General features: G+C 36.2%; 19 protein-coding genes. 8 read left to right on the top strand and 11 right to left on the bottom strand.

The window, feature by feature from the left end:
- From L2586_RS05550 to L2586_RS05560, 3 genes are all read left to right on the top strand, one after another.
- Positions 1-372: a VOC family protein gene (locus tag L2586_RS05550; RefSeq protein ID WP_235291806.1), complete on the top strand. Its 372-nt coding sequence runs from the start codon at positions 1-3 to the stop codon at positions 370-372.
- Positions 365-2,350 carry an SGNH/GDSL hydrolase family protein gene (locus L2586_RS05555; protein WP_235291807.1) on the top strand — a complete coding sequence of 662 codons (1,986 nt, stop codon included), beginning with the start codon at positions 365-367 and terminating at the stop codon, positions 2,348-2,350. The genes L2586_RS05550 and L2586_RS05555 overlap by 8 nt, the downstream gene beginning before the upstream one ends.
- Before the next feature lie 98 nt (positions 2,351-2,448).
- The gene (locus L2586_RS05560; RefSeq protein ID WP_235291808.1) at positions 2,449-4,836 is read left to right on the top strand and encodes a hypothetical protein; all 2,388 of its coding nucleotides are present in this window, start codon (positions 2,449-2,451) and stop codon (positions 4,834-4,836) included.
- Here L2586_RS05560 and L2586_RS05565 read toward each other — a convergent pair.
- From L2586_RS05565 to L2586_RS05575, 3 genes are read right to left on the bottom strand one after another with little or no spacing between them, the layout of a single operon-like run.
- Positions 4,829-5,317, bottom strand: coding sequence for a DUF1572 domain-containing protein (locus L2586_RS05565; RefSeq protein WP_235291809.1), 489 nt, complete (start codon positions 5,315-5,317; stop codon positions 4,829-4,831). The two genes, L2586_RS05560 and L2586_RS05565, sit on opposite strands and share 8 nt — an antisense overlap.
- A gap of 5 nt (positions 5,318-5,322) precedes the next feature.
- Positions 5,323-5,994 carry a response regulator transcription factor gene (locus tag L2586_RS05570; protein WP_235291810.1) on the bottom strand — a complete coding sequence of 224 codons (672 nt, stop codon included), beginning with the start codon at positions 5,992-5,994 and terminating at the stop codon, positions 5,323-5,325.
- Positions 5,991-6,650, bottom strand: coding sequence for a sensor histidine kinase (locus L2586_RS05575; protein WP_235291811.1), 660 nt, complete (start codon positions 6,648-6,650; stop codon positions 5,991-5,993). The genes L2586_RS05570 and L2586_RS05575 overlap by 4 nt, the downstream gene beginning before the upstream one ends.
- A 207-nt stretch (positions 6,651-6,857) precedes the next feature.
- On the opposite strand from L2586_RS05575, the gene L2586_RS05580 reads away from it, so the two are divergent.
- Positions 6,858-10,109 (top strand): eCIS core domain-containing protein, encoded by a 3,252-nt coding sequence (locus tag L2586_RS05580; protein ID WP_235291812.1) that lies wholly within the window; start codon positions 6,858-6,860, stop codon positions 10,107-10,109.
- 45 nt (positions 10,110-10,154) lie between these two features.
- Here the strand turns inward: L2586_RS05580 and L2586_RS05585 are convergent, their stop codons facing one another.
- The gene (locus L2586_RS05585; protein WP_235291813.1) at positions 10,155-10,829 is read right to left on the bottom strand and encodes a TetR/AcrR family transcriptional regulator; all 675 of its coding nucleotides are present in this window, start codon (positions 10,827-10,829) and stop codon (positions 10,155-10,157) included.
- 96 nt (positions 10,830-10,925) lie between these two features.
- Between L2586_RS05585 and L2586_RS05590 the strand changes: the two genes are divergently transcribed.
- From L2586_RS05590 to L2586_RS05600, 3 genes are all read left to right on the top strand, one after another.
- Positions 10,926-11,213 (top strand): hypothetical protein, encoded by a 288-nt coding sequence (locus tag L2586_RS05590; RefSeq protein WP_235291814.1) that lies wholly within the window; start codon positions 10,926-10,928, stop codon positions 11,211-11,213.
- Between the two features lie 92 nt (positions 11,214-11,305).
- A complete protein-coding gene (locus tag L2586_RS05595) occupies positions 11,306-12,886 on the top strand; it encodes a SulP family inorganic anion transporter (protein ID WP_235291815.1) in 1,581 nt (526 codons plus the stop codon).
- An 86-nt stretch (positions 12,887-12,972) separates the two neighbouring features.
- Positions 12,973-13,596: a carbonic anhydrase family protein gene (locus L2586_RS05600; protein WP_235291816.1), complete on the top strand. Its 624-nt coding sequence runs from the start codon at positions 12,973-12,975 to the stop codon at positions 13,594-13,596.
- Between the two features lie 181 nt (positions 13,597-13,777).
- Here the strand turns inward: L2586_RS05600 and L2586_RS05605 are convergent, their stop codons facing one another.
- Together L2586_RS05605 and L2586_RS05610 are read right to left on the bottom strand one after the other, a co-directional pair.
- A complete protein-coding gene (locus tag L2586_RS05605) occupies positions 13,778-16,240 on the bottom strand; it encodes a zinc-dependent metalloprotease (RefSeq protein WP_235291817.1) in 2,463 nt (820 codons plus the stop codon).
- 870 nt (positions 16,241-17,110) lie between these two features.
- Positions 17,111-18,223 carry a glycoside hydrolase family 113 gene (locus L2586_RS05610; protein WP_235291818.1) on the bottom strand — a complete coding sequence of 371 codons (1,113 nt, stop codon included), beginning with the start codon at positions 18,221-18,223 and terminating at the stop codon, positions 17,111-17,113.
- Positions 18,224-18,442: 219 nt separating this feature from the next.
- On the opposite strand from L2586_RS05610, the gene L2586_RS05615 reads away from it, so the two are divergent.
- Positions 18,443-19,045 (top strand): hypothetical protein, encoded by a 603-nt coding sequence (locus L2586_RS05615; protein ID WP_235291819.1) that lies wholly within the window; start codon positions 18,443-18,445, stop codon positions 19,043-19,045.
- Between the two features lie 568 nt (positions 19,046-19,613).
- On the opposite strand, the gene L2586_RS05620 is transcribed toward L2586_RS05615, so the two are convergent.
- The 5 genes from L2586_RS05620 to L2586_RS05640 form a co-directional block, all read right to left on the bottom strand.
- Positions 19,614-20,894, bottom strand: a complete 1,281-nt coding sequence (locus L2586_RS05620; RefSeq protein WP_235291820.1) for an ABC transporter permease — start codon at positions 20,892-20,894, stop codon at positions 19,614-19,616.
- The gene (locus L2586_RS05625) at positions 20,891-22,048 is read right to left on the bottom strand and encodes an ABC transporter permease (RefSeq protein WP_235291821.1); all 1,158 of its coding nucleotides are present in this window, start codon (positions 22,046-22,048) and stop codon (positions 20,891-20,893) included. The genes L2586_RS05620 and L2586_RS05625 overlap by 4 nt, the downstream gene beginning before the upstream one ends.
- Positions 22,045-22,758 carry an ABC transporter ATP-binding protein gene (locus L2586_RS05630; RefSeq protein ID WP_235291822.1) on the bottom strand — a complete coding sequence of 238 codons (714 nt, stop codon included), beginning with the start codon at positions 22,756-22,758 and terminating at the stop codon, positions 22,045-22,047. Before L2586_RS05630 ends, L2586_RS05625 begins: the two co-directional genes overlap by 4 nt.
- A 284-nt stretch (positions 22,759-23,042) precedes the next feature.
- Positions 23,043-24,155, bottom strand: coding sequence for a hypothetical protein (locus L2586_RS05635; protein WP_235291823.1), 1,113 nt, complete (start codon positions 24,153-24,155; stop codon positions 23,043-23,045).
- On the bottom strand, positions 24,155-24,760 hold the full coding sequence (locus L2586_RS05640) for a TetR/AcrR family transcriptional regulator (RefSeq protein ID WP_235291824.1): 606 nt from the start codon (positions 24,758-24,760) through the stop codon (positions 24,155-24,157). Before L2586_RS05640 ends, L2586_RS05635 begins: the two co-directional genes overlap by 1 nt.
- Positions 24,761-24,783 lie beyond the last annotated feature (23 nt).

Below are 24,783 nucleotides of genomic sequence, written 5' to 3' on the forward strand. Positions count from 1 at the left end.
ATGAAGTTAGGAGCATTTTCTATTAGCTTGAGTGTCAAGGACATAACAACATCTCAGTCATTTTACGAGAAACTAGGTTTTACAAAATTTGGTGGAGACATCGAACGAAAGTACCTCATTATGAAAAACGGGGACGCACTGATAGGCCTATTTGAAGGCATGTTCGAAGGAAACATACTCACTTTTAACCCTGGTTGGGATCAAGATGCACAGACGCTTGAAAACTATGATGATATTAGAAAGATACAAAAGCATCTAAAAGAAAACGGCATACCCTTAAGTTCAGAAACAGATGAAAGCGGAAAAGGCCCAGGAAGCATTTCATTTACCGATCCAGACAACAATAATATACTAATCGATCAACATGTTTAAAAAAATCAACACACCTAAGAAAGCAAGTTTTTATATTCTTATTGTCCTTTTTAGTTTCATAACAAGCCAGTCCCAGCTATTGGCACAAGATTCAGGGGAAATAAAACACTCAGAATGGAAAACCTTCGAAAGAGTGGATTTCACATTCGAAGGAAAGAATGCATATGTTGTTATTCCTTCTACCCCACTCCCTGGTAACCCGTGGATATGGAGGGCACGATTTCCTGGATGGCATACGGAAGCAGATAGCATCTTAGTCGAGAATGGTTTTCACCTCGCTTTCATTAATACTGCTGATTATTTCGGAAGTCCGATAGCAATGGATATTTGGGATGAATTCTATACCTATTTGCTTGCTGAATATCAGCTGAATCGGAAAGTTTCCTTGATGGGTGTTAGCAGAGGGGGACTTTTTGTCTATAACTGGGCGATTAGGAATCCGACCAAGGTGTCAAGCATTTATGCCGAAGCACCAGTCTTAGACTTTAAGAGCTGGCCTGGAGGATTTGGAGAAGGAAAAGGCAACCCAAAAGCATGGAAAACATTAAAAAACATTTATGGATTTGAATCAGATGAGGAAGCCAAGGCATATAAAAATCTTCCCATTCATCAGGCTGCTTCCATTGCATCCTATAAGATTCCTGTACTTCATATGATCGGTCTCAAAGACGAAGTTGTTCCTCCTGAAGAAAACACGATGATCCTTATCAACAACTATATCAAAGCTGGTGGCATTGCAACCGTCGTTCCATGTACACAAGGAGAGCAAAAACTAAATGGACATCACTTTCCTATTGAAACTCCACAAACTGTGGCCGATTTTATCATGTATCACGCTAAGCCTAAACCGCTTCTTTCTTCTAGACCATATCATAAACAGAAGGGAGGCTTGAAAAATGCTCAACTTATTTTCGAAAAAGAGAAAAAAGGGAATATTGCATTTCTAGGAGGATCGATTACTTACAACGGAGGATGGAGAGATAGCCTTATGAATTACTTTGAAGAAAGATTCCCAGAAACTGATTTCACTTTTGTAAATGCTGGTGTACCGTCTATGGGCACGACTTCGTCTGCATTCAGATTAGAAAAAGATATTTTATCCAAGGGTAAGTTTGATCTCGTTTTTGAAGAGGCAGCCGTAAATGATGGTGGCAAAGGAAAGTCTAACGCCGAGCAATTGCGCGCGCTAGAAGGAATTATTAGACATCTTCGGAACAGTAACCCTAATATGGATATCGTCATGATGCATTTTGTCGATCCTATGAAAATTGAAAATTACAATGATGGAATGGAACCCGTAGTAATTACAACCCACAACAAAATAGCAAGTCACTATGCAATTCCTACGATCAACTTAGCAAAGGAAGTAACGGACAGACTTAATAATGATGAATTCACTTGGAAAGATGATTTCAAAAATTTACATCCCTCCCCATTTGGACAAGGTATCTATGCCCGTTCTATGATTCAGTTTTTAGACGACGCATTTAGTGATGAACTTATAGCGACCCAGAAAGTAGAAGCACACACATTCCCAGAGCTTCTCGATAAGAATGCCTATTACAATGGCAAGTTCATAGATATATCTAAAGCTAAATATGGAAAAGGATGGTTCGTGGATGAAAACTGGAATCCTAATGATGGAACGGGAAGTAGACAAAATTACATCAACGTACCGATGCTGATCAGCGAACAACCTGGCAAGTCATTAAAAATAAAATTTGAAGGAAATGCTGTAGGTATTACCGTGGCAGCGGGACGAGACGCTGGAATTATTGAATATCGAATAGATAAAGGCGAATGGAAGAAGCAGGATTTATTTACTAAGCACAGTAAAAATTTACATCTTCCATGGTATTATACGCTAGCATCTGCATTAGAGAATGGGAAACATGAATTAGAATTAAGATTGATAGAAGATAAAAATGAACGAAGCGAAGGCACGGCATGTAGGATTAGGTATTTTTACTACAATTAGTCTATTTAGCTGATTTGTAAGTGTTTATTCGGACATCAGGAACAGTTTCGCAGTACCATTTTTAATAAATTGACGATTTTAGAGGAAATGCCTTTAAAATGAAAAGAGTCTATTTTGTCGAAATTGCAATATCTATTATCCTGCTTTCGCAGATATTTCCTAATATTTTATATGGCGCAGATCCTCCAGCCCTTAAGATCGTAAGAGATGATCATGTTGCAACTGTAGAAATGGATTTTAAAGAAGGTGAAAGTTTTGGTGGACATCTTTGGGATATCGATGTAGATGGAACAGATCCTATCGGTTATCTACTTGAGTGGTGGCCTGATCCTTTGGATACTATTCAAATGATCAAAGGCGAAGGATGTTCTACAGGGCAGCACACTGGAACTAAAGTCTTTGCAACAGCTGAGTCGCCCCACAAATTGGTCACAGCAAGTCATATGGCACAACTTCAGCCAATAGCTAATAACCTTACCTATCATTTAAAAGTAACTAAATTGAACAGTTTGGGTCAAGCTGCAAGCAACCCTACCATCGTATCCTTTGAAGGTGGCGATAGCACCAGAGTTCATTTACTTAAAAATTCTATGACTTTCTTTGATGATTTCAACTTGCCCGAAGGTCCAGCGAATGAGTTAAAATGGAATAATGCGATGACTCCTCAAACAGACCCAAGATTCAATATGTTTTTCATTAATAAACAATGTCACTCACATACCTTAAATGGAACACTCAATGGCGCTGCCGGAGATAAATCTCAAGTCGCACAGAGGCCGAGAAAGCCGATCTTAATTGAAGAAAACCAAAGAAGACATGTGGTTTTTGACATGGATGGGATTTTTAGCCCTCGAGGAGTTTGGTATCTGGATTTCAATCCTATGGAAACCGACCTAACAGGTCACATGAGCTTTTTTGATGCTAATGGGGATGTCGGTCTTCCAGCAGATTTGCTCAGAATAAGAGCTAAAAACCATGAAATCTCCGTCAGTTTGATTAATTCAGCAGGTGAATCCTATCAGGTAGCTCATGCTAATCTACCAGAATTTGGACGAAGAATGTCCACGAATGTAAGAAGAGCTTTTTCGTTATCTCTCGGTTCAGATGGCATAGAAATAAAGGTAGACGGTACAACTGTAATTAATACACTGTTCGACGAAGGAAACTTTTCACCAGGAGTTTATCACTTGCTTTGGACTACGATCGGCTACAATACTTCTAAAGATGACAACCCCTATTTCTTATCACATTGGGACAATTTCGGTTTCGACGGACCAGATTTAGATCCTTTTGTGACGCATAATTATGTAACAAGAATCATTGGCACAGATTTACAAAAAGCAAGCACTTACAATAATCAAAACCCTATATTTAAAATTGAAGTTCCTGATGATATCAGACCGATAACCAGTAGTATTTCGAATGAAGTCTGGCTAGTGTTTACCTACATGAAAAATGACTACTCTTACTTTGACATTGGCATAGATGATTATTTACTATTCAATGGAAATAAATATGATCTTCCTGAAGCACCTAATAATTCAAGGCCATTAAATAATAGTTTAGTAGGTTATGACGGGTCCGCAATTTCGAATCGTATAAAAATCGGTGAAGTTGAAATGGGAGGTAATTCACCTGTAATTATTGGAGAAAATCAAGTTCAATTTTTCGCTCAAAACACAGGAATTGTAAATGTCCATATTGAAATAAAATGTCCAGAAAATGGAGCGTATCCAATATATACTCCACCTTCACAAATTCATCCCTATAAGAATCATGGTGATCTTCCGAAATTAGGTGTACCTACCAAAATTGTCAAAATAGACAGCTTATATCCAAGTGAGGAAGGAGACTCGCTTTACAGTACAGAACTAAGTGGTACCGTGCCTGTAGAAATACTAGCTGGAAATAGGGCGTGGGCTGGGTGGGCCCCATATCTTCTGCATTCCCCAGCGCAAAGCGCAGAATTATGGAGTACAGGAAACACGCAAGGTATCAAATTCATAGAATTATATATTAAACCAGTTGGGAGTGATTCTATGCCTAGTTTGAGACTGGCAACTATTACTACAAATGCTCTTGCACCGGCTCCTCAAAGCAGATATGAATTTAAAATCGATACCAGAAAGGTAAACAATGGTGAATATGAATTATTTGCTATAGCCGAAAATGAAAATGGCCTGAAAAGTCATCCCAATTATGATGGATTCGCTTTCAAATGGGATGCTGAAGAAATCTCGGGTGCCTACTACCCTATTCGAGTGACGATTAATAATCCTGTAATTGCGGAATATATTTTTAATGGCGTTCATGGAGAACAATGGACAGAAGATTCAAGCTGGGACAATGGTTTAATGCCACCCTATAATTATGATGGTTTGATAAAAATCGCAGCTAATTGCGAGATTCCAGAAATATACAGTTTGGCACTTGGGAAGAATGCTGTCCTTAATATCAATTCTAATTCGACCTTGAAGATTAAATAGCTGCTGTCGATTTTTGCTGCCGAATGATTTTTTTCAACATAACGATTTGACCTAAATGGTAGTGGATATGTTCAGTAATTCCGCATAAATTTCTAAAGTAGCTACCATATTGATAATCTGCAAATTCTTCAAACATCCTATCATCAGGCAGCTCCGAGACTAATGCAGTAAATACTTCTGCATCCAACCAAACTGAATTCATAAATTCAATCCAGTCGTCATGTGATGCAATTATCGGGCATTCGAAACTGAACTTATCCTTAATGCTCAAAGGTTTCCCTTGCAAGAATGCAGTAACACCTTTCACATAGTAGTTCATATGAAAAACAAGCGTTGCAATGGTGTTCAGACCATATACTTGTGTAATCGATTCTTCCCACGAGACATCTGCAAGCGTATCTTTTAGATTGACTGCTGTCCAGTTTTTGCCAAGGTATGCATCATGAAATTGCTTTCCGATTAACGTTGTTATCTTATTCATCAGTTTTATATTAATCCATTTCTATTAGCAATCTTAATAGCTTGTGCCTTACTAGAAATGTGCAATTTATTATACATATTACTGATGTGTTTTTTAACTGTATTTTTAGTAACATGGATAATTGTAGCGATCTGCTCATAATTATGTCCGGCAACCATTAATTTCAGAATTTCAATTTCTCGTTCTGTTAATTCCGGTAACTCATGAGATATTACCTTTCCTTTGGATTCAGGAATTCTTTGAACTAAATCCAATGTCTTTCTTGCAATGATAGGACTCATAGGCGCTCCTCCATCTCTGATTAAAGTTTTTATCTGGTTAATGAGTATGGAAATCTTATCATCTTTTAATAAGTAACCACTTGCACCTACTTTTATCGCATCGAATAGAAAACTCTCATCATCGTGTACCGTCAAAATTAAAAATTTGATCTCTGGATATTGAGCTTTAGCGACCAATATCATATTTACACCATTCATATCAGGCATGTCTATATCTGTCAAAACCACATCCGGATATTCACTCTTGTCTATCCTTTTCATCGCATCTAAAAAAATCCTAGCTCGAGAATAGGTGCCACTTATCTTAATTTCTTTATCGTAGTCAATTAACTCAGCCAAATTTCTTAATGTAACCTTGCTATCATCTACAATGGCGACCTTTATAATTTCCTTCATCTCTTTCTTATTTTGATATATACTTCTGTAAACTGCCCACTTTCACTACTCAATTTTAATTCAAAACCAGATTCCATCGCTCTTGATTTCATATTTTCTAATCCGTTCCCCTTCCTTTCATCCTCCTTTTCTATCCCTTTCCCATTATCTGTAATAATCACTTGAAAATAGTCCTTTGCATCCGAGATATCACACGTTACCAAAGTTGCTTCTCCATGCTTTAGGGCATTATTTGACGATTCTTGAACAATTCTAATTAGGTTCAATGAATCTTTTGCACTAAAACGAGCATCCGGAAAATTTATCTGCTTATGTAAGTCGATCTTAACTGAAGTTTCATTTTCCATTAATCTAAAGATAAAACTAGAAAGACGCTCTGACAATTCAATTGCATTAAAATAATTCTTCTTCGTCACCCAAATCGTATCTCTAAGTGACTGATTCACTTCAGAAGAAATTTCATTCAATGAATTGATCTGCCTAATCATTCTATCCTTAGGAATATGATCAAAATTATCTTGGATAAAGTCTAAGCTTCTTCGAATCAAGCTCATTTTCACTCCGATATTATCATGAAGTTCACGCGATATCCTATTCTTCTCTTCTGTCCAACTCTGTTTTAGTTTAAGTTTTTCTATTCGCTGTCTATTTTTCAAACCACGATATAACTGGTACCCATAAAAAATAAGCATCAAACTAAATGTAATCAGTATCAGTGGCAAAAAATTCATATTCAGCATTAAATCTCAGATTCAATTTATGAAAATAAATTCATCTAAAATATTACCCTTTAGGGTAATTGACATTGCGATTATAAATCTGGAATTTTAGTTTTTCAATAATGTGCCCTTTACCCTTAAAATGTGAAAAAAAATTCTGAGAATATTAATAGTCATTCATTTGCAAATGCCAACTTTAGTGACTTTAATCAACAAGCAACTTTAGCCCCACCTCCTTTTCAACTGAAAGAAACTAGGGAGAAAGAACAAAGTCCTGACGAAAATACAACTTCATCGAAGTCACAAGCTGCTGCTTCTGGTGAAGATAATCCAGCTCTTAAGAAAATTTTGGCATCAGATTTTTCGATAAGCACCGCCCCCACTAGCCAGCTTAAAAAATTAAATGCACAAGCTTACACTCAAGGAAATCAAGTATATATGCCCGAAAATGCGGATACTTCTAGCTCAAAAACGCAATTTCTTATGGCTCATGAGATTAGTCATGCTATTCAGAATCAAGGAGGTGCTCCGAAGCCTACTCAATTTAAAAATGGAAGGCCGATCAATGATGATAGTGGCGTAGAGAAAGAAGCCGACCACAATGCAACAGCATTAACTCGACAATTAAAAACTGACGATTTTTCCCAAATATACAAAGCAAAATTCTCTAATGCTTCCACACAGACCGACCTCCCTATTCAGCGAAAACCAGATCGTTTCGAACCTACAGCTGATGAAAAGAAAAGAGTTAAAGATTTTAAAATAACTGGAGTTCATCGCCCAGACTATGCTGAACAACGCGACAAATTTATAGCCGATCTCAAGGCCGAAATCCTAAGAAACATTAATTCTAGTAGGTCTGCAATTCTATTCGAACTTGCTAATCTTGATAAAAACATGGAAGGTATTCAACGTTCTGCAGCAACGGCAAGTAAATCTAAAAATGTAGTAACCAATTTATTAAATACAACTGTAGGAGAGCATCAAAGCAAAGGAACTAGGATGAATGTCAGACATGGTGTTTCTTTCAATCCAAATCAAAAACCAGAAATTCCAATGACAGCAAAAACTGGAAAGCATCAGGACGAATGGTCAAGAGTAAACGCTACGTATAAAATACACGATGAAATTCTCAACAAAAAATCTACAGAAAACCCAGTACTTTTCGGAGCCATTAAATCTCATTTGGGTTCTTTAGAAAAATTGGCCTCGCCAAGAACGGCAAAGCAAGAGGCTAGCAAAATACTGAATTTAATAATCGAAGCATGCGATGAAACGAAAAAGAATTTAAAAGGTAACAATCTAAAATTAACAGACTTTAAGCCTGTTATCCAAAAATTAAAACAAACTAAATGGAAAGCAAATACTGATATTGTCGATGGTTATATATCCATTGAATCGGCGAAGGACACTTTATGGAATTATGGAAAATTCGGCACTAATTTAATTCTAAGTCTCGGAGCTGCATTTACCTCTGGAGGTACTAGTTTAATACTTGGTGCTTCGGCCTTAGCAATGGATGTGAAAGATGCTAAAGGTAGCATTGATAAATACTATGCTTTAAAAGCTGCTTCGCAATCCCCATCTGAAGAAAGCAACAAGATCGTTAACAACGAAGATGTTCAAATGGCTAAAGTAGATATGATCTTTGCTGTGGGCGGAACTATCGTAGGAGTGACGGGAGATGGAACCGAAATTTTTAAACAAGCTAAAACAATGGCCTTAAATGCGAAAATAGCAAGAAATGCTAGTCATGTCCCTATCTACAAATTGACCAATAGAAAAGACATGATTCATGCGATAAAGGCAAGTGGTGGATGGAAAAACTTAGCTAAAAAAACAGACAAATACGAAAGAATTCAATCTTACTTGATGGATTTCAGAGACAAAGAATTTGATTTAATTACTGAACAAGTAGAAAAATGGGGAGGAAGAGTGAGTAGAACAGGATCTACGGTAAAAATAACTAGTGATTTAGATGCTTCTGTGCTTGGAGATAAAAGTACCGCAATTCGAGAAAAAGTATATAAATGGATGCAATCACGATACGGACTTACCACCAAAAAAGAAGCTGAAGCCTTTTTTGACATGGGACTTTTTGGTGAAAGCAAATTAAAGTACGCTTATAAATCACTTTCCAAAAAATCCTTAAAAACGGTTAAGAATAACCAGCAATATTTAGAAAACGGAATGGTTCTTAATCGATTGTTAAAAGAAGCCAAAGATTCTGGAAATGTTCAAGAAGTAGCTCGATATCAGAAACTACTGAAGGATGGAGGAATGGAAGAATATGCATTCAAAAAACTTAATGAAAAGGAAATAAAAATCCTCAATAATGAAATCGATGATTTCTATAAAAAGTTGAACGCTGCATCAGATGAAGTTGAGAAAGTGCGATGTGTGACAGAAATACAGAAAAGGTTAACACTAGTAGATATTTCAGATCCTGCCTCTTATCATACAGGCGCAGGTGTATTTGCAGTGAATGCTGGACGAAAACAAAATAAAACTGAGGATTTCTTATGGGCTACGCAAAAACAGAAAAAAGGAATAGCACTAACAACGGATGAGAAGAATTCAGTTTTAATGGGCCATTTCAGTGCTTACGGAGAATATATTATCAAATTTGCTAAAAACCCTAACGATCCTGATGTAATCAGAAGCCTTGGTAAATATGGAGATCGAATCTGTGATGCTTTTCTAGACTTATCTAATAAAGGCAAGAATGCCAAGAAGTTTAATGAATTAAAAGAATACTTTAATGAAATAAAGGCGGCCGGAGACACTTTAAGGGAAGGTGGAGAAATTAAAAATATGGACCATCTTCAAAATTTGCTAAAAAACACAACAGAGGAACTCAATCAAAAATTGGAAGTTAAACTCCCAGAAATATTAAATACAAACTTAAAATCAATTTCCAAAAAATCCAAAAACGGACTACCAGAAGCAGTGGATGCAGCTAAATTAAATGGTCAAATGCAAAACTACTTAAGATTCAAGACCATGTATTCTACTTTTAAAACATCTGCCAGTATTACTACGAACAAGGCAGGTACGGAGGTTGTCAAATCTTCTACAAAAAAGATAATTGAGAAAAACGCTACTGAAAATAGCATTTCTGATAACACTGACGAAACCACATCTACATCTAAAAGCAGTAAAAAAATTAAAACAATAACGCCTAGTCTTGGTGGTACTCCTTCCTACGATGCAGCATTTATCAAAGATAAAAAGCAGAAAAGAAATGAGAAAATCAATTGGGTGACACACTCTGGGATTCCTTCAAGTTATAAGAGCGTAAAAGGAAAATCTTACACTATATATCCTGGAGATCGATATGCCTTAAACAAAGATAGAAAGCTAATAAAGTTAGTTCGAAAGAAGAAAAATAAATAAAAGCTACTTCTGCAAAAAGTATTGATAACCTTGTATCTATATAACCTATTTCAGTAATTTATCAGCAAACAAATTCAACATTTCCACAAGATCCGTTTCCATATCATCGCAATTCTTAATATTGGTAAGCCTAGGAAGATGTTTTGCGAAATAGAACTGATTATTAGCCATTTCTATAAAATTACTCGCTAAACTTAGTGGATATTTGAAATTCGGGTTAACCTCAAGTATTATTTCTGAAACCGTTTGAGTAAGTGACTTATAAGAGTAAAACAATCCTACCTTATTCTCATCATCAACGTCAAAAGTATGGTAAGCCTTCGCACCTTCTTTTATAATTACTCTATGAAGAATATTTTCATTGATATACTCATTCGAAGTATTTTCATGAGTGGCTAAAACTATGTTTTCAATGACAATATTAAGCTTACGCTTTGGATCAGAGACTTGTTTGACGTTTACATTAATCAAGTAATGCACCCATTCCCAATACCAAGAAGTTAGAAAAAGCAATAGAAGATGTTTGTTATCAAAATATCTATAAATCGACTTCTCTGCTGATCCGATTTTCGCAGCCAGTTTCTTGAAATTGAAGGATTCAAACCCAATTTCGTCAATAAGTAAGATACTATTCTTAATTATTTTCTTTCCCAAATCCGTATCCTGAGGATCCCTTGTATAAAGGGAATCAATCATTTTAAACTTGATTCCAAGAACCATTTTCCATACATTTTTGTCAATATAGACAATATTAATGACAGTTTTACTGTCATTAATAAAAAAAATGTGTAATATTGCACCAGATTTAGAAATCCTATGAAGATATTCTACGTATTCATCATTTTGTCAGCGCTCATTTACACTGAGGCAGCAAACAATCTATGGACTGCTCAAGAGTATCAAATCACCATCATCGAGCTTTCTCATGAGAATGAACACGAAGGTGAAGAAGACCAATCAAAAGAAGAATCTAAAATCTATCATTTTAATACAAATTCTACTAAAGAATTTGAAATAAGCTATCAATTATTAGCTGATCTACAGCATAGAGATGGTTTTCTTACCCCGTATCGAGAGCTACATTCTCCACCTCCTGAATTATAACCATACCTCTTATCGTCTGGCAGTGTGACGTCCATTCACTGTATGTATTAGCCTACATTCATAAATAATATTTAAACTAAACACATTTTGTTATGAGTACTAAAACTCTAAAAAATGACATACCCGCAAGTATCGTTGTCTTCTTCGTTGCATTGCCGTTATGTCTAGGTATCGCACTTGCGAGTGGTGCTCCTTTATTTTCTGGATTAATTGCTGGAATTATAGGTGGTATCGTCGTAGGTGCTATAAGCGGTTCACAGATCGGTGTCAGTGGACCAGCAGCTGGGTTAGCTGCAATTGTATTAACTGCCATCGGTACACTTGGTGGATTTGAAAATTTTCTTTTAGCAGTTGTTATTGCAGGATTTATCCAACTGATTTTTGGATTCTTGAAAGCAGGAATTCTCGGATACTATTTTCCGTCTTCAGTCATTAAAGGAATGTTAACTGGTATCGGTATAATTATTATTCTAAAACAAATTCCACATTTTTTCGGCTATGATGCTGATCCATCTGGAGACTTTGCATTTATTCAAGTAGATGGTGAAAATACATTCTCCGAAATTTTAAAGATGGTCAATAATATAAGCTTAGGAGCGACGATTATTGCCTTTGTAAGTTTGGCTATCTTAATTCTTTGGGAGAAAGTTTTAGTCCATAAATCTAAAATTTTTAAAATCGTTCAGGGCGCATTAGTTGCAGTTGTATTGGGTATCATTTATTACACTGCAACAACTGGAAATGCTACTTTCGGAATTAAGAACGCTCATTTAGTAAGTGTTCCTGTTCCTACTGATTTTAATTCTTTTTTAGGTCAATTTAGTTTCCCTAATTTTGGAGCGATAACGAATCCTGCGATTTGGGTTACGGCCTTTACGATTGCACTAGTAGCAAGTCTAGAGACCTTGTTATGTGTAGAAGCATCTGATAAAATCGATCCACAAAAAAGAGTTACACCCACGAATAGAGAATTAATGGCTCAAGGAACAGGAAATATTATCTCTGGACTTATCGGAGGCTTGCCTATTACCCAGGTAATTGTAAGAAGTTCTGCTAATGCCCAGTCAGGAGGAAAGACTAAGAAGTCTGCGATTATACATGGATTCCTTCTACTTTTTTCAGTAGTGTTAATTCCAGGATTACTTAATATGATTCCTTTGTCTGTACTAGCAGCAATTCTACTTCTGGTAGGTTACAAATTGGCTAAACCGGCTATGTTTAAGACCATTTACCAGCAAGGGTGGAAGCAGTTTGTACCATTTATTGTAACTGTACTTGGAATCATTTTTACAGATTTATTAGTCGGAATTACCCTAGGATTATTAGTAGGCGTAGTTGTTATTTTAATTAAGAGCTATCAAAATTCCCACTTCCTACACATCGAAGACAAAAACAATGGTATGAAGAAACTAAGAATGACACTAGCAGAAGAAGTAACGTTTATCAATAAGGGCGCAATTCTTAAGGAATTAAATTCAATTCCTGAGGACTCTTACCTGGAACTAGATATTACAAAAACAAGATTTCTAGACTATGATATTGTGGAGATTTTAGAAGATTTTGCTGGAATAGCTAAGTCCAAAAACATTTCTATTCTTATCATTTCAGAACGTGGAAATGTCGAAAACCCACCGAGCTATAAAGAATTTTTCAAATTAAGAAAAGCAAGTTAAATAAACTAAACGATTGGATATCAGCATAAACAAAACAATGCTTTTATCTATTTCATATTATACTATAACTATAAAAACAATATAAAATGGATGCATTTAATGCGGAAGCACAAGCAAAAGTAACGCCTGAAAACGCGTTACAAATACTCTTAGAAGGTAATCAAAGATTTCTTAACAATGTAAGTATTAATAGAAATTTCAATTTACAAATACAGCAAACTTCTACAGGCCAATACCCGATTGCAACAGTTCTTAGTTGCATTGATTCAAGAATTCCAACCGAGATTATTTTTGATCAAGGAATAGGTGACTTGTTCAATGCCAGAATTGCTGGTAATTTCATCAATGACGATATATTAGGAAGCCTTGAATTCGCTTGTAAACTAGCAGGATCTAAAGTGATAATGGTTCTTGGTCACACTTCATGTGGTGCGATTAAAGGCGCATGTGATAATGCGAAGTTAGGGAACTTAACTCAGATGTTAGCAAAAATAACACCTGCAGTAGAAGCTGTAAAAACATCTGAAAATGAAGAAAGGAATTCAAGTAACACAAGATTTGTAAATAAAGTTGCTGAGCAAAATGTACTGAATTCTATTGAAGCAATTAAGGCGGGAAGTCCAGTTTTAGTGGAAATGATGGAAAATAATGAAATCAGTATTATTGGCGCTATGTATGATGTTAATACTGGCGGAATAAAATTAATTTAAGTTAATTGAATAGTTGAGATGGGCAGTATCGATTCGGTACTGCCTTTTTTTATTTTATGTCAATTTTTTTCCTTTCTTAAGAATGATGAGTTAACCTAGAAATGAAATAAACAAACTATGATCCATTAATTTTTAAAAGTAAAAAAACGGCTAGTTACAGGTGTAACTAGCCGAATTCACGTTAGTTTGCAATTGTGATTTTTTCTACATCATCCATTTCTCCTCCTCGTAACTTAACAAAGTAAGTCCCACTAGTTAGTTGATCTGTTGCGATTTTAAAAGTATTCTGACCTTCTTCTATCTGAATAGACTGAATACTTATTTTCTGCCCTATCATATTATAAAGCTCCAAGTCCCCGTTTCTATTTTCTTTACTTTGAATGGACACATTCACAAAGTTGCTAGCTGGATTAGGGTATACTTGCATTCTCTCCATAATATATCCATCTGGAAGCCCATCTACCATCGGTGTAAACCCATTTCTTACTGCAACATCCTCAGCTCCTTGGCTGGCAGCACATGAACTACCTTCATAGATTTTAATGTACCGCACATAAGTGTTTCCATTCCTAGAACCGCCATCATGATCTGCTGCGAAAAACAACCGATTAAATGTTCCTGTATAATATTGTCCTACAGGTATTTCGAATGCCTGCCAATTTCCAGGTGAAGTATAATCAAAATCTCTATTTCCCCAATTTTGAGTCCCGTATAACTGGAAGGTATAACCAGATGATATTCCTGCATCCGTATCAAATCCTAATCCATGAATCTCACCTTGAGTAGTTGATCCAAATTCAAAAGATATCTTTGTATTAGCCGTAACCGTATAATTTAATGATATAGATTTCCAAGCATTATTAAAAATGGAAACACCATCTCCATTTGCTAAAATAGTTGCTGTGCCATTGTCTTGACCATTGCCGTAAGCCACTACGCTATAATCATCAAAGTCGATTTCCACACAGCTTCCTCCAGGTGTGCCACCACCTTCGCAAAAGCTAGTTGTCTCTGAAGATCCAAAATTCCCTCCAGTTTGAATAACAGAACCATCAGAGCCTCTTAATGTGTATGAACCATTTCCATAAGAGCAACAAATTCCATCTCCATAGGAATCATTAATAGTAAAAGTGTAACAACCATCCGGAATGCATATAGACTCGGTATAAGTTGTATTCGCCCCACTATACGATCCTCCAGAAGCAACAGTTGTTCCTCCACTATTCTTCACCGTCCAAGTGGTTTCTCCTGGATACTGATCCGTTACAATGGTTAGGTCTAATTCATTTTCTGTGCAACCTCCGCCTGTACTGCATGATTGCAAGCAAGTTCCATTTGCGACTCTATTACGAATAGCATTTCCAGGTTGTGTTCCGAAGCCATTAGAAAAATTGACCCCTACCCCACTAATCGCGTAACAATAGGACATCACTGTTCCTCCATTATTCGGGTAAACAGGATTATTCGAATTAAAACATGCATTTCCTTCTGGAGTATTTCCTTGATTGGCAACTGCCACATTTCCACAATCATCGATCTGAGTATTATTCCCATTCCAGTAGCATCCATGTGTATGATATGATCCGAAAAGATGACCATATTCGTGACATGCAATTTCAACATCAAAAGAAAATGTAGGAACAGTTTCTAATTGATTCACCACTCCACTGACACACATTCTGCTATTCTCTGTTTTACAAACACCGTTAATGGTTGCTGCAAGACCACCGATATTAGCAAAGGTCAATAACTGGGCAAAATCCGCATTGAAATTATTCCTGTTGTTTTGATAAGAAGATAGTTTTGCGCTAGTAGAAGAACCACTGTAAGGACTAGATGATGTCCAGACAAACGACTGGCTCAGCACGGTATTAATACTTTCGCCTGCATAAATCGTTGAAATCTGGTTAAATAGCGTGTTCAAATAGTTATTACTTGCTGTGGTCGAATTTCCAAGTTCTTGATGTAAGTTATAATCAACTTCCAGCAACAATCGAACGCAATCCGTCAATGCCCTATTCGAAGATGGAGCGAGATCCGCTTCTGTATAAGCTTCTCCTTCATCTGTCGTTGCACAAGCCATAGATTGTTCAAAGCTCATATCTGTATCAAGGTAAATGATATGCGTGCTTGATTTCAATTGCTTCTCTTTCAGTTTCCCCAACACGAAATTACCGTCATATTTTGGATGAGCAATGAAGCCCGCAATTTCATCTTCGTATACACTTATAGAGACTAGAGACCTTGGAAATCCTTTAATGATTCCTCGAAAGTGAGTGCCGAAACCATTTTCAATCACCCTTCCAGATGGTTGCTCCTGAGCCACAAAATCGTCAGCAAACAAATTCACCTTTACCAATTCAAGTGTCAGTTCACTCTTTTCATTAATGGGGACCCGTAATTCAATGGCTTGAGTCCCAGATCTCATCGCATTATTAAGGGTGGTAGCGTCTAAAGACAAAAGTTGAAAGTCTTTTAATTTGGTAAATTCTTTCGTAGACCGCTGAGTATTATCGACAGATAATATATCTACGAAAGTAAACTGACCTTGCTGACTTGCCACCAAGTCAACTGGTTTAATCATTTGCCCAAACGAAACGGAGGCAGTGAAAATAAATAATAGGATCGAATGTAAATATTTCATAAATTTTTGATTTTCAAAATAATTACCACCCTTACAAGTATGCATAGATTAGGCTTACCACAAATTGTAGTGTCGCGAAAACTGATTAATCTAATATGTATTTTAGGTTGAGGCGGGTATTAGTAAAAATTTCAAATCTTATGCAAACGTCTAAGTAGAGTAGGTCATTATTTCAGTTTTTAAATGTTAGTAATAAACTAGAAATATCAGTTTGAATTTGAATTAGCGAGCTCTTTCTATTTCAAAATTCTAAACTTTTTTGTAATATAAATTATTTTCTACTTCGAAGCAAAACATAACTACCAGTCAAGTCAAATTAGCATATCTAATATTGTGTCTTTGTCGCCCTAAATCAAACATACTATTGTGTTTGTGAGATATGTAAAATTTTTATTACAATAGGCAATGCCCTAATGGGCTTCCGCTGGTGATCGGATAAGGATTTTCAGCTCTAGCTATCAATGATCATGGTTTTTGAAAGATAAACTTCGAACCCAAAAAAACATTCATAGCCTCACTCCATGTGAGACCATGAGTTTTTTACTACTCGAAAGCGGAATGATCTGATGGTCTTCCGCTGGTGATCGGATAAGGATTTTCAGCTCTAGCTATCAATGATCATGGTTTTTGCATGATAAACTTCGAACCCAAAAAAACATTCATAGCCTCACTCCATGTGAGACCATGAGTTTTTTACTACTCGAAAGCGGAATGATCTGATGGACTTCCGCTGGTGATCGGACAAGGACATTTAGCTCTAGTTATCAATGATCATGGTTTGTGAAAGATAAACTTCGAACCCAAAAAAACATTCATAGCCTCCGCTGGTGATCGGACAAGTCCTCCTTGTGAGACCATGAGTTTTTTTTATTACTCTCTAGACGAATGATCCTCCTTCCCATACCACTTAGCTAATGTATTCTCAGCTGGTTTAAATCTGGGAGTAAAATCTCTTTCACCATACCGTGCTCTTCTTTCAGTATCATTATGCCACTGCCAAAAATACATTCCAGCAAACCATTTCTTATTCCACAGTTCTTGAAACAAAGCTTCATAAGCTAAATTTTGCGTCATATTCGATGCGACAACTAAAGTGTCATTATTTAGTGCCGATCCCCAAACCCAAGGTTCTATGGTGGCAACATTGTCACTTCTATAACCAATCTCCGAAAACAATATGGGCTTGTTATATTTTCCTGATAAATCCTCCAGCATTTTTATGTGTCGCTTCCACCCAGACCTAATTTCTTTTAACGTTGGATATTCATTTTTTGTCAATGGGAAATACGCTTGGATACCGATATAATCCATTTTATCCCAAAACTTCACCTCCGAATATTCTGCATCCCAATTCGCCGCATACGTCAATTTTCCACTATAAATTGACTTAATTTCCTTAATTAAGCCCTCCCACTTGTCCGGTTGCTTCAAAATTGAACTTCTAAATTCAGCTCCTATACATAATAATTCGATGTTTAATGTTTCAGCCAACATCGCATGATGAATCAAATTTTTACGATAAGACTCAAACCACATATCCCAGTCATCATCCGATTCAAGTTTGATATCAGACCTCCATCCATCCCTCATCCATAAGTGTGGCTTCAACATGACATGCAAACCCCGATTATGAATATTATTGATAACATTCATGTATGACGAATCTCGACGATCCCACTTACCGGTCATTTCAGGTATTCTCATTTCCCGAGTTCGATCATTTTCTTGAAAATAAAAAGGGATTATCGCAACCCACTCCACGTTGTTTTTTATCAACTGATTCAAAGACTGATCTAAACTATCTCTCCAATTAAACACACTCATCCCACGCTGTTTCCCATCTATAGTGTACAAATTCTTCGGAATTCCAGTATGATTCTCAACTGCCATATCCCATGAAAATTCATATTGGTCGTCCTGCCCTTGAAAGATAGAGCAAGCCTCGATCGACACAATACATAATAGGAATAAAAGTTTTTTCAATGTTGTATTTTAAGTTTAAAGTTAAGTCATTTTACTGATGCAAGATCATACTATCTATAACTACTCTATCCTAAATTTAGTATCATTAATCAAAAAAGTAAATTATCTTCTATATTTAGATGATTTGTTTACTAATAACAAAGAGTTCTCAGGAATTAAATGAAGTAGTTCTTATTGCCCTGGAGGACCAATATCGCCTTGGAATTTAAATTGCTAAAATTGAAATACTTAATTATCACTTGCATTATAGGATCTCACACATTCGTAATTGAAGTAACACAAGATTATATTTATCATCATAGTCCAGATCCACTTATTGGCAATGCTTACTTTATAAATAGATCTAATGATACATTATATAATGTGAACAAAGGCAAAGTAATATCAAAAGAATATAGACCTAATGAAAAACAAGGAGGAGAGTGGGGTTCTGGAGTCGAGAATATAGTTGATTATGAAATGTATTTAGACAGTGATTTAGGTAATTGTTTTGTATTTAACATTGAGAAAACAATAAGTAACGATAACGATCATAATTTATTAAAAAATAGTAATAAATCACAAATTTCAAAGTACTATATTTCCATAGAAAACGATTTTATAAGAAGATATTTTTTTACTAATGGCAAATTAGAATATCGAATATTGTCCTGGAACAATTATGGTTTTTCTGATTATTTTCCTTTTCTTATAAGAATAAAGCGAAACGAAGCTTATGAGGATCCTTTTAAAATTCTTCAGGTTACATTTGAAGAAAAAGAAATAGATGCCAATTCTCAATCAAGTAAAATATTAGACATGATTAGTAATTATAAAAAATAATTTAAAAGTCATCTTACATTTATGACGCAACATCTATTTCAACCTCTTAAATAAAGTGTTTTAAGAAAAACTTTAATTTTTGCCCAACCAGTTAATAACAGCACTTAAATAAGCAATTTCAGCGTTCGTTTATCAATTCAAAAAATTCTCGGATATATCTAACACTAAGTGGGAGCTAGCTAAAAGATTAATGGATGTAAAACATCAAATTTTGTCTGATTTATCTTTACAGTCAAACATATTATAAAAAAAGTTGATTTTTATCAATAACATTATTCCCAAATTTCGCCAAATAAATGACGTTGGTTTTCTGGTCTTTATGACCTTGTGATTATGATATGACGGATATGAGTACATCTTTAATATTTGCAATTGTTGCGTAGGTGTGTTCCGCAACACAACTTGTCAACGGCTGTGAAATGTTACATTACTATTGATTTTAGTTTCATATTTACACGCATTGGAATTCAATAAGAATTTTAATACCCAGTCAATATAAAAGGTCTTTAGAATCGTTACAAAGCATAAACTTTGAACGTTACTTCAAAAATTGACCTAAAACAAAATGCTACACCTCTAATTCCTTCATTAAACTGGCAGTCTGTCGCTTATAAATACCCATCCCAGACAACATATTTCCAAGCACCATCGCAAACAAGCCAGGAATAAATCCAATGTAAAATAAATTCGGAGTTACCTTTCCCCTCATCACTGAAGGCATCATAAAACCAGCATCGATCTGATCCATCATGCTACTAATATCGATCCCAACTTCTTGCAAATAATAAATCCCGATGAGTCCTATTATAGTGCCAATGATAGAACCAATAATCCCTATCAAAATAGCCTCTCCGATGAATGTTTTATAGATATGACCTTTCGTTTCACCCAACGACAATCTGATTCCAAATTCTTTATATCTTCTTAATCCAGCCAGTAACCCAGTATTCCATAAAACAATAGACATTGCAAATATAAATATAGCGATAAGCAAGGCTGACATAGAATCAGCCAATGTGATCAATTCTTCAAGTTCCCCCTGTTTTTTCAAGGGAATCATAATTGGTGCAAATTCATCTTTGGAATCCGCGTATCTGGCATTAAACACTTTACTAATTTCAAGGGTTGCTTCCTCATCGTATACATCATTATCCAGATAACCTAATATTTCAGAAGTACCATTTTCCATGTCTAGTAAGTGTTGCGCGTCAGCGACATCTATAATCATAGCACCTTCATCCATCACTGCTGTCCCAAATCTTACCGTCCCTACGAGCTTAAAAACGGTAAATGCCATACTGCCATTCATCGTAGAACCGATAAAAGTCATTTCATCACCAAGTTTCAGTCCTAATTGATCGGCAAATTTCACACCTAGCAATGCCTCATTCTTAGCAGCCGGAATACTCCCCTCCACAAGAGCATCTTCAAAATTCATTCTCTTTAATTCAGAATCATTCCCAGAGTAAATTTCGAATGACATTCCCGTTACTGGACCTTGGCCTTTCGATTCGCCTTCCTCATCTAACACATCCAGTAATCCGCCAAACTTTATCCGCTTAACCCAATCCATATCTGGATACGCTTCTTGAAGTGGCGCAATGACTTCATTAATACCCAAGAGTGCCAAATCATTAGGCAACTGGTCAATATTTTCAGCGTAAGCCTTAGACATTATCTTGACATGTCCTGTATCAAATTTTGCACTTTGAGTAACAACATCACCGAAAACTCCTGCCATATATCCACTCAAAAGAACCGTAAGCATTACTCCGATACTAACAATAATGACAGGAAGTACGCTCCTGCTTTTGTCTCTTAGTATCCCGTTCAATAAAAACTTTATCATTGTATTTTACCTTTTAGAGCGTTCACAGGATCCATCTTCGCAATTTTACGCGATGGCATATAACTGACTATTGTTGCTGAAGCGATGACTAAGATTAAAGTTGTCACGATCAATGATAGACTAAAATATGGGTGGATAACATCTGCTATCGTAACGCCAGTACTTTGAGAAGCACTCGGCATAGAAATTCCTACTTTAGAAACATACCAGAAAAGAGGAACACCTACTATGATAGCAACTATTGCCGCCAGCAAACTATACATTCCACCTTCTACGGTAAATAACTTCACAACTTGTATTCTGGTCATTCCTAACGATATATAAGTACCAATTTCTTTCTGCCTTCTAAAAATAGACAACACTTGGGTATCGAAAATAGCTAACAGCGCAATAGCCAGAAGCAAAATGTACAATATCGATCCACTTGCCTTCTTTGTATTTATAATGGCCGTTAATCCAGATGACAACTCTTCTTTGTCTTTCGCAACCCACCCTTCCACATCATGAGACACGTAACCTTCACCACCTATATACATTGTCGCAACGTCTTGTAAACCCGTGATTTCATATAATTTATCTAATGACATGTAGATCTGTCCTGCGTCTATACTTGCTACATCCGATTTAAAAACTTCCACTACCGTAACATTTGCCGCATCAAATGTTCCATTCTTATCTCGCCATCGCATTAAAACTTGGTCACCCACTTCCAGGTTGGTAGATTTAGCTAACCTTTTTCCAATTAAAATGGGAATACTCTCATCTGAATTCACCAATTTATCTGCAGGGAATGCTAATACATCTTGGTTTATTTCAATGCCTTTAATCATGATCGGAAACATACGTCCATCTGGATAGATACTTCCTTGCCGCAGCAAAATAGGCGTCATATGCTGTGCCTCTTCTGAAGGTAGCTTGCCATATCCATCTTTTATGGTAAATGGATCTCTGGGATCGTAATTTTCGTTCAATAATTGGCCTTCACCATATTCCCATTTTTCAGCCTCTACTAATGCTTGCCGATTCCACCCATCGATAAATCCATTATAGAAAATGATTAGCAGAAAGGTAAATGCAAGAATTGCAACATTAAGCCAGGTCTTTAATCCAGCACCGATTAGATTTTTATATGCGAGTTGGAATGCGAGTTTCATACCTTGTCATTTTCATGTGAAATAAATTCTTCACTTTCTAATTTGCCATCTCTTAGGTGAATGATCCGGTCTAAGTAAGTCATTACTTTTTCATCGTGAGTTGAGAAAAGAAAGGTCGTATTCAATTCTTGATTCAGCTTTTTCATGGTTTTTAAAATGGCATGAGCATTTGCAGCATCCAAGTTGGCCGTGGGCTCATCTGCAATTACAATTTGTGGACGTTTCACCATTGCTCTCGCAATGGCCACTCTTTGACCTTCGCCACCTGATAATTTGGTGACGCGTTTACTAGCTTGGTCGCCTAAACCTACCCATTCTAAAGATTCCATCACCATTTTCTTTCGTTCTGATTTGGTATAAGATTGAAGAAGGAGAGCGAATTCTACATTTTCGAAGACGGTATAAACTGGCAAGAGATTGTAAACTTGAAAAATAAAACCGATGTGCTTATTTCTCAGATTAGCAGACTCTTTATGTGATAAATTACCGATGTCTAGACCTAATACATTGACCTTTCCAGAGGTAGGCTTATCGAGAGATCCGATGATGTTCAGTAGTGTTGTTTTTCCAGATCCACTTGGACCCACTACTCCTGTAAATTCGCCTTTTTTGAAAGTGAGATTTATGTCTTTTAAGGCTGTAAAAAAACCATCTCCTTCAGGAAATTGTTTTGTTAAGTTTTCGATGGAAATAATGGTTTCTGTATTCATAATCTTGTATTTTATCTTTGTGTTATTGCGGTTACCTAAGCAATAAAAAACCCATGGTCTCACACGGAGGACTTGTCCGATCACCAGCGGTGGCTAAGAATGATTTTTATGGGTTCGGTCTCCATCCTTCACGATCCTCTACATCAACAAACAAAATGTAGCTTCTCGCTAAAGCAAGACAGGTCGCAGTCCTAGCTCTCCCTGTATTTCATCCGCGCTCGCTTAATGAGTCTAAATTTCACCAATCCACTATCACTTATCCTCTATCCACTATCACCTACCACCTAATGATTATACACCGCCATCAACCTTATCCCAGGTCCTGCGAATGAATAAACTAAATCATTATCCTGGATTCCAGAAGTAGTAGATGGATTATAATAAGCCATCACGTACATACTAACCTTATTAAATTGATGCTCATAATTCAATATAAAAGTAACATCCGTGGTATTCCAATTATAAAAAATAACGGACCCAATATTATCAAAAAAGGTCAGCGGATAAGCCATTGTTGCAGCCGTAAAATTTACTGGATCCCCAAAAGTAAAAGCCTCTTCATCGTAACTCAGGATCATATGTTCCGCTATAAACGCTAAGCCATTCCCTAATCCAAAAGTATAGTCCACCCCAACATTTATCGTGGTTTGGTTTTTAAACACAGCTATCATTTCTGTTCTCCATAGGTGCGCTGCTTCGAACCACAACCCTACTCCAACATCCCATTTGCCATCTAGTCCGATCCTATTTTCAGGAATTCTATCAATAGAAGGAAGATATTCAAGTGCCCTTGAATCTGCTACTCTATGATGATATGTCAGACCTAGTTCTCCTTTCGTTACAGGAAACTGAACCCTTCCTCCATATTCAGGAATACTTTTATTAGAATGAATGGGATCGAAACCTCGAGCGCCTTCGTTTCCATACAATCCCCAAACCCAAATATTTGCATTATTCAAGAAATAATACCTGCCTAATAGCGCATAAACTCCATTCGTAAGCTGCAGCGGATCACGTGGATCTACCTGATTAAACCACTGCAACGGCCTCAGTATGGAAGCGGAGCCAAATTCAATCTTCTGTAATCCCGCACGAATTTCAAATTGCTTCCCTGTATATCTTGCCCATAACCGGTAAGGGGAAATATTGCCATCCGTAACTCCTTCATTCCATACACCATTAATATTAGCAGAAGCTTCAAAATTAAAATTTGAAAACGTGTCGATCTGAATTCCATAATTCAACTCAGGTATATATCTTAATCCAGCAAAAAATGGTTTCTCAACTTGAGGACTATAACTCGTAATTGCTGACAGCTGCCCATCGAAGGACAGATTTTGCTGAGCATTGCCCAAAGTCAAAATAAACAACATCATGATCGAAAGACAATTTTTCACTATTCTTTATTTTCATTCATTATTCCATAAAAAAACAAATTGGCTACTTCCATTGCTAAGTCTTCTGTAGAACTATAAATTTTCCGCAAGGATGGATCTTCTGCAACATTTTGAAATTTCTGAAGCATAAAAATTATAAAATCAACATTCATATCAGATCTTATAAAACCCTCATCTTGCGCTGTTTTAAAATCTCCTTTTAATTGTACTAAGAATTTACTTGAATACTCACTAATATAATTCTTTAGATAAGCAAACTCATTATCACCTGAATACACATCCTCCATAAATTCCACACTCATATTCTTAGACTCCCTCCTTTTCAAGTCAAGCAGGTCTTTCACTTTATCAGGGAATGTCTGTTCACTAGACATAATAGCATTATAACTATTTACATTTTCTGCTACCACACCTTTGAAAATGAGTAAAGCTAATTCGTGCTTATTGGAAAAATTTCTATAAAAAGTCATTTTACTCACCTCTGCTTTATCACAAATTTCTTCTACCGTAATTCTTTTTATTCCATATTTCCAAAACAGTTCTTTTCCCACTGAAATTAAAGCTGCTACGGACTTTGTTATTTTTATATCACTTGATTCACTCACGCTCTTTAATATTATAGGTTATG

It is taken from the genome of Portibacter lacus (assembly GCF_021533215.1).
GTDB lineage: Bacteria > Bacteroidota > Bacteroidia > Chitinophagales > Saprospiraceae > Portibacter > Portibacter lacus.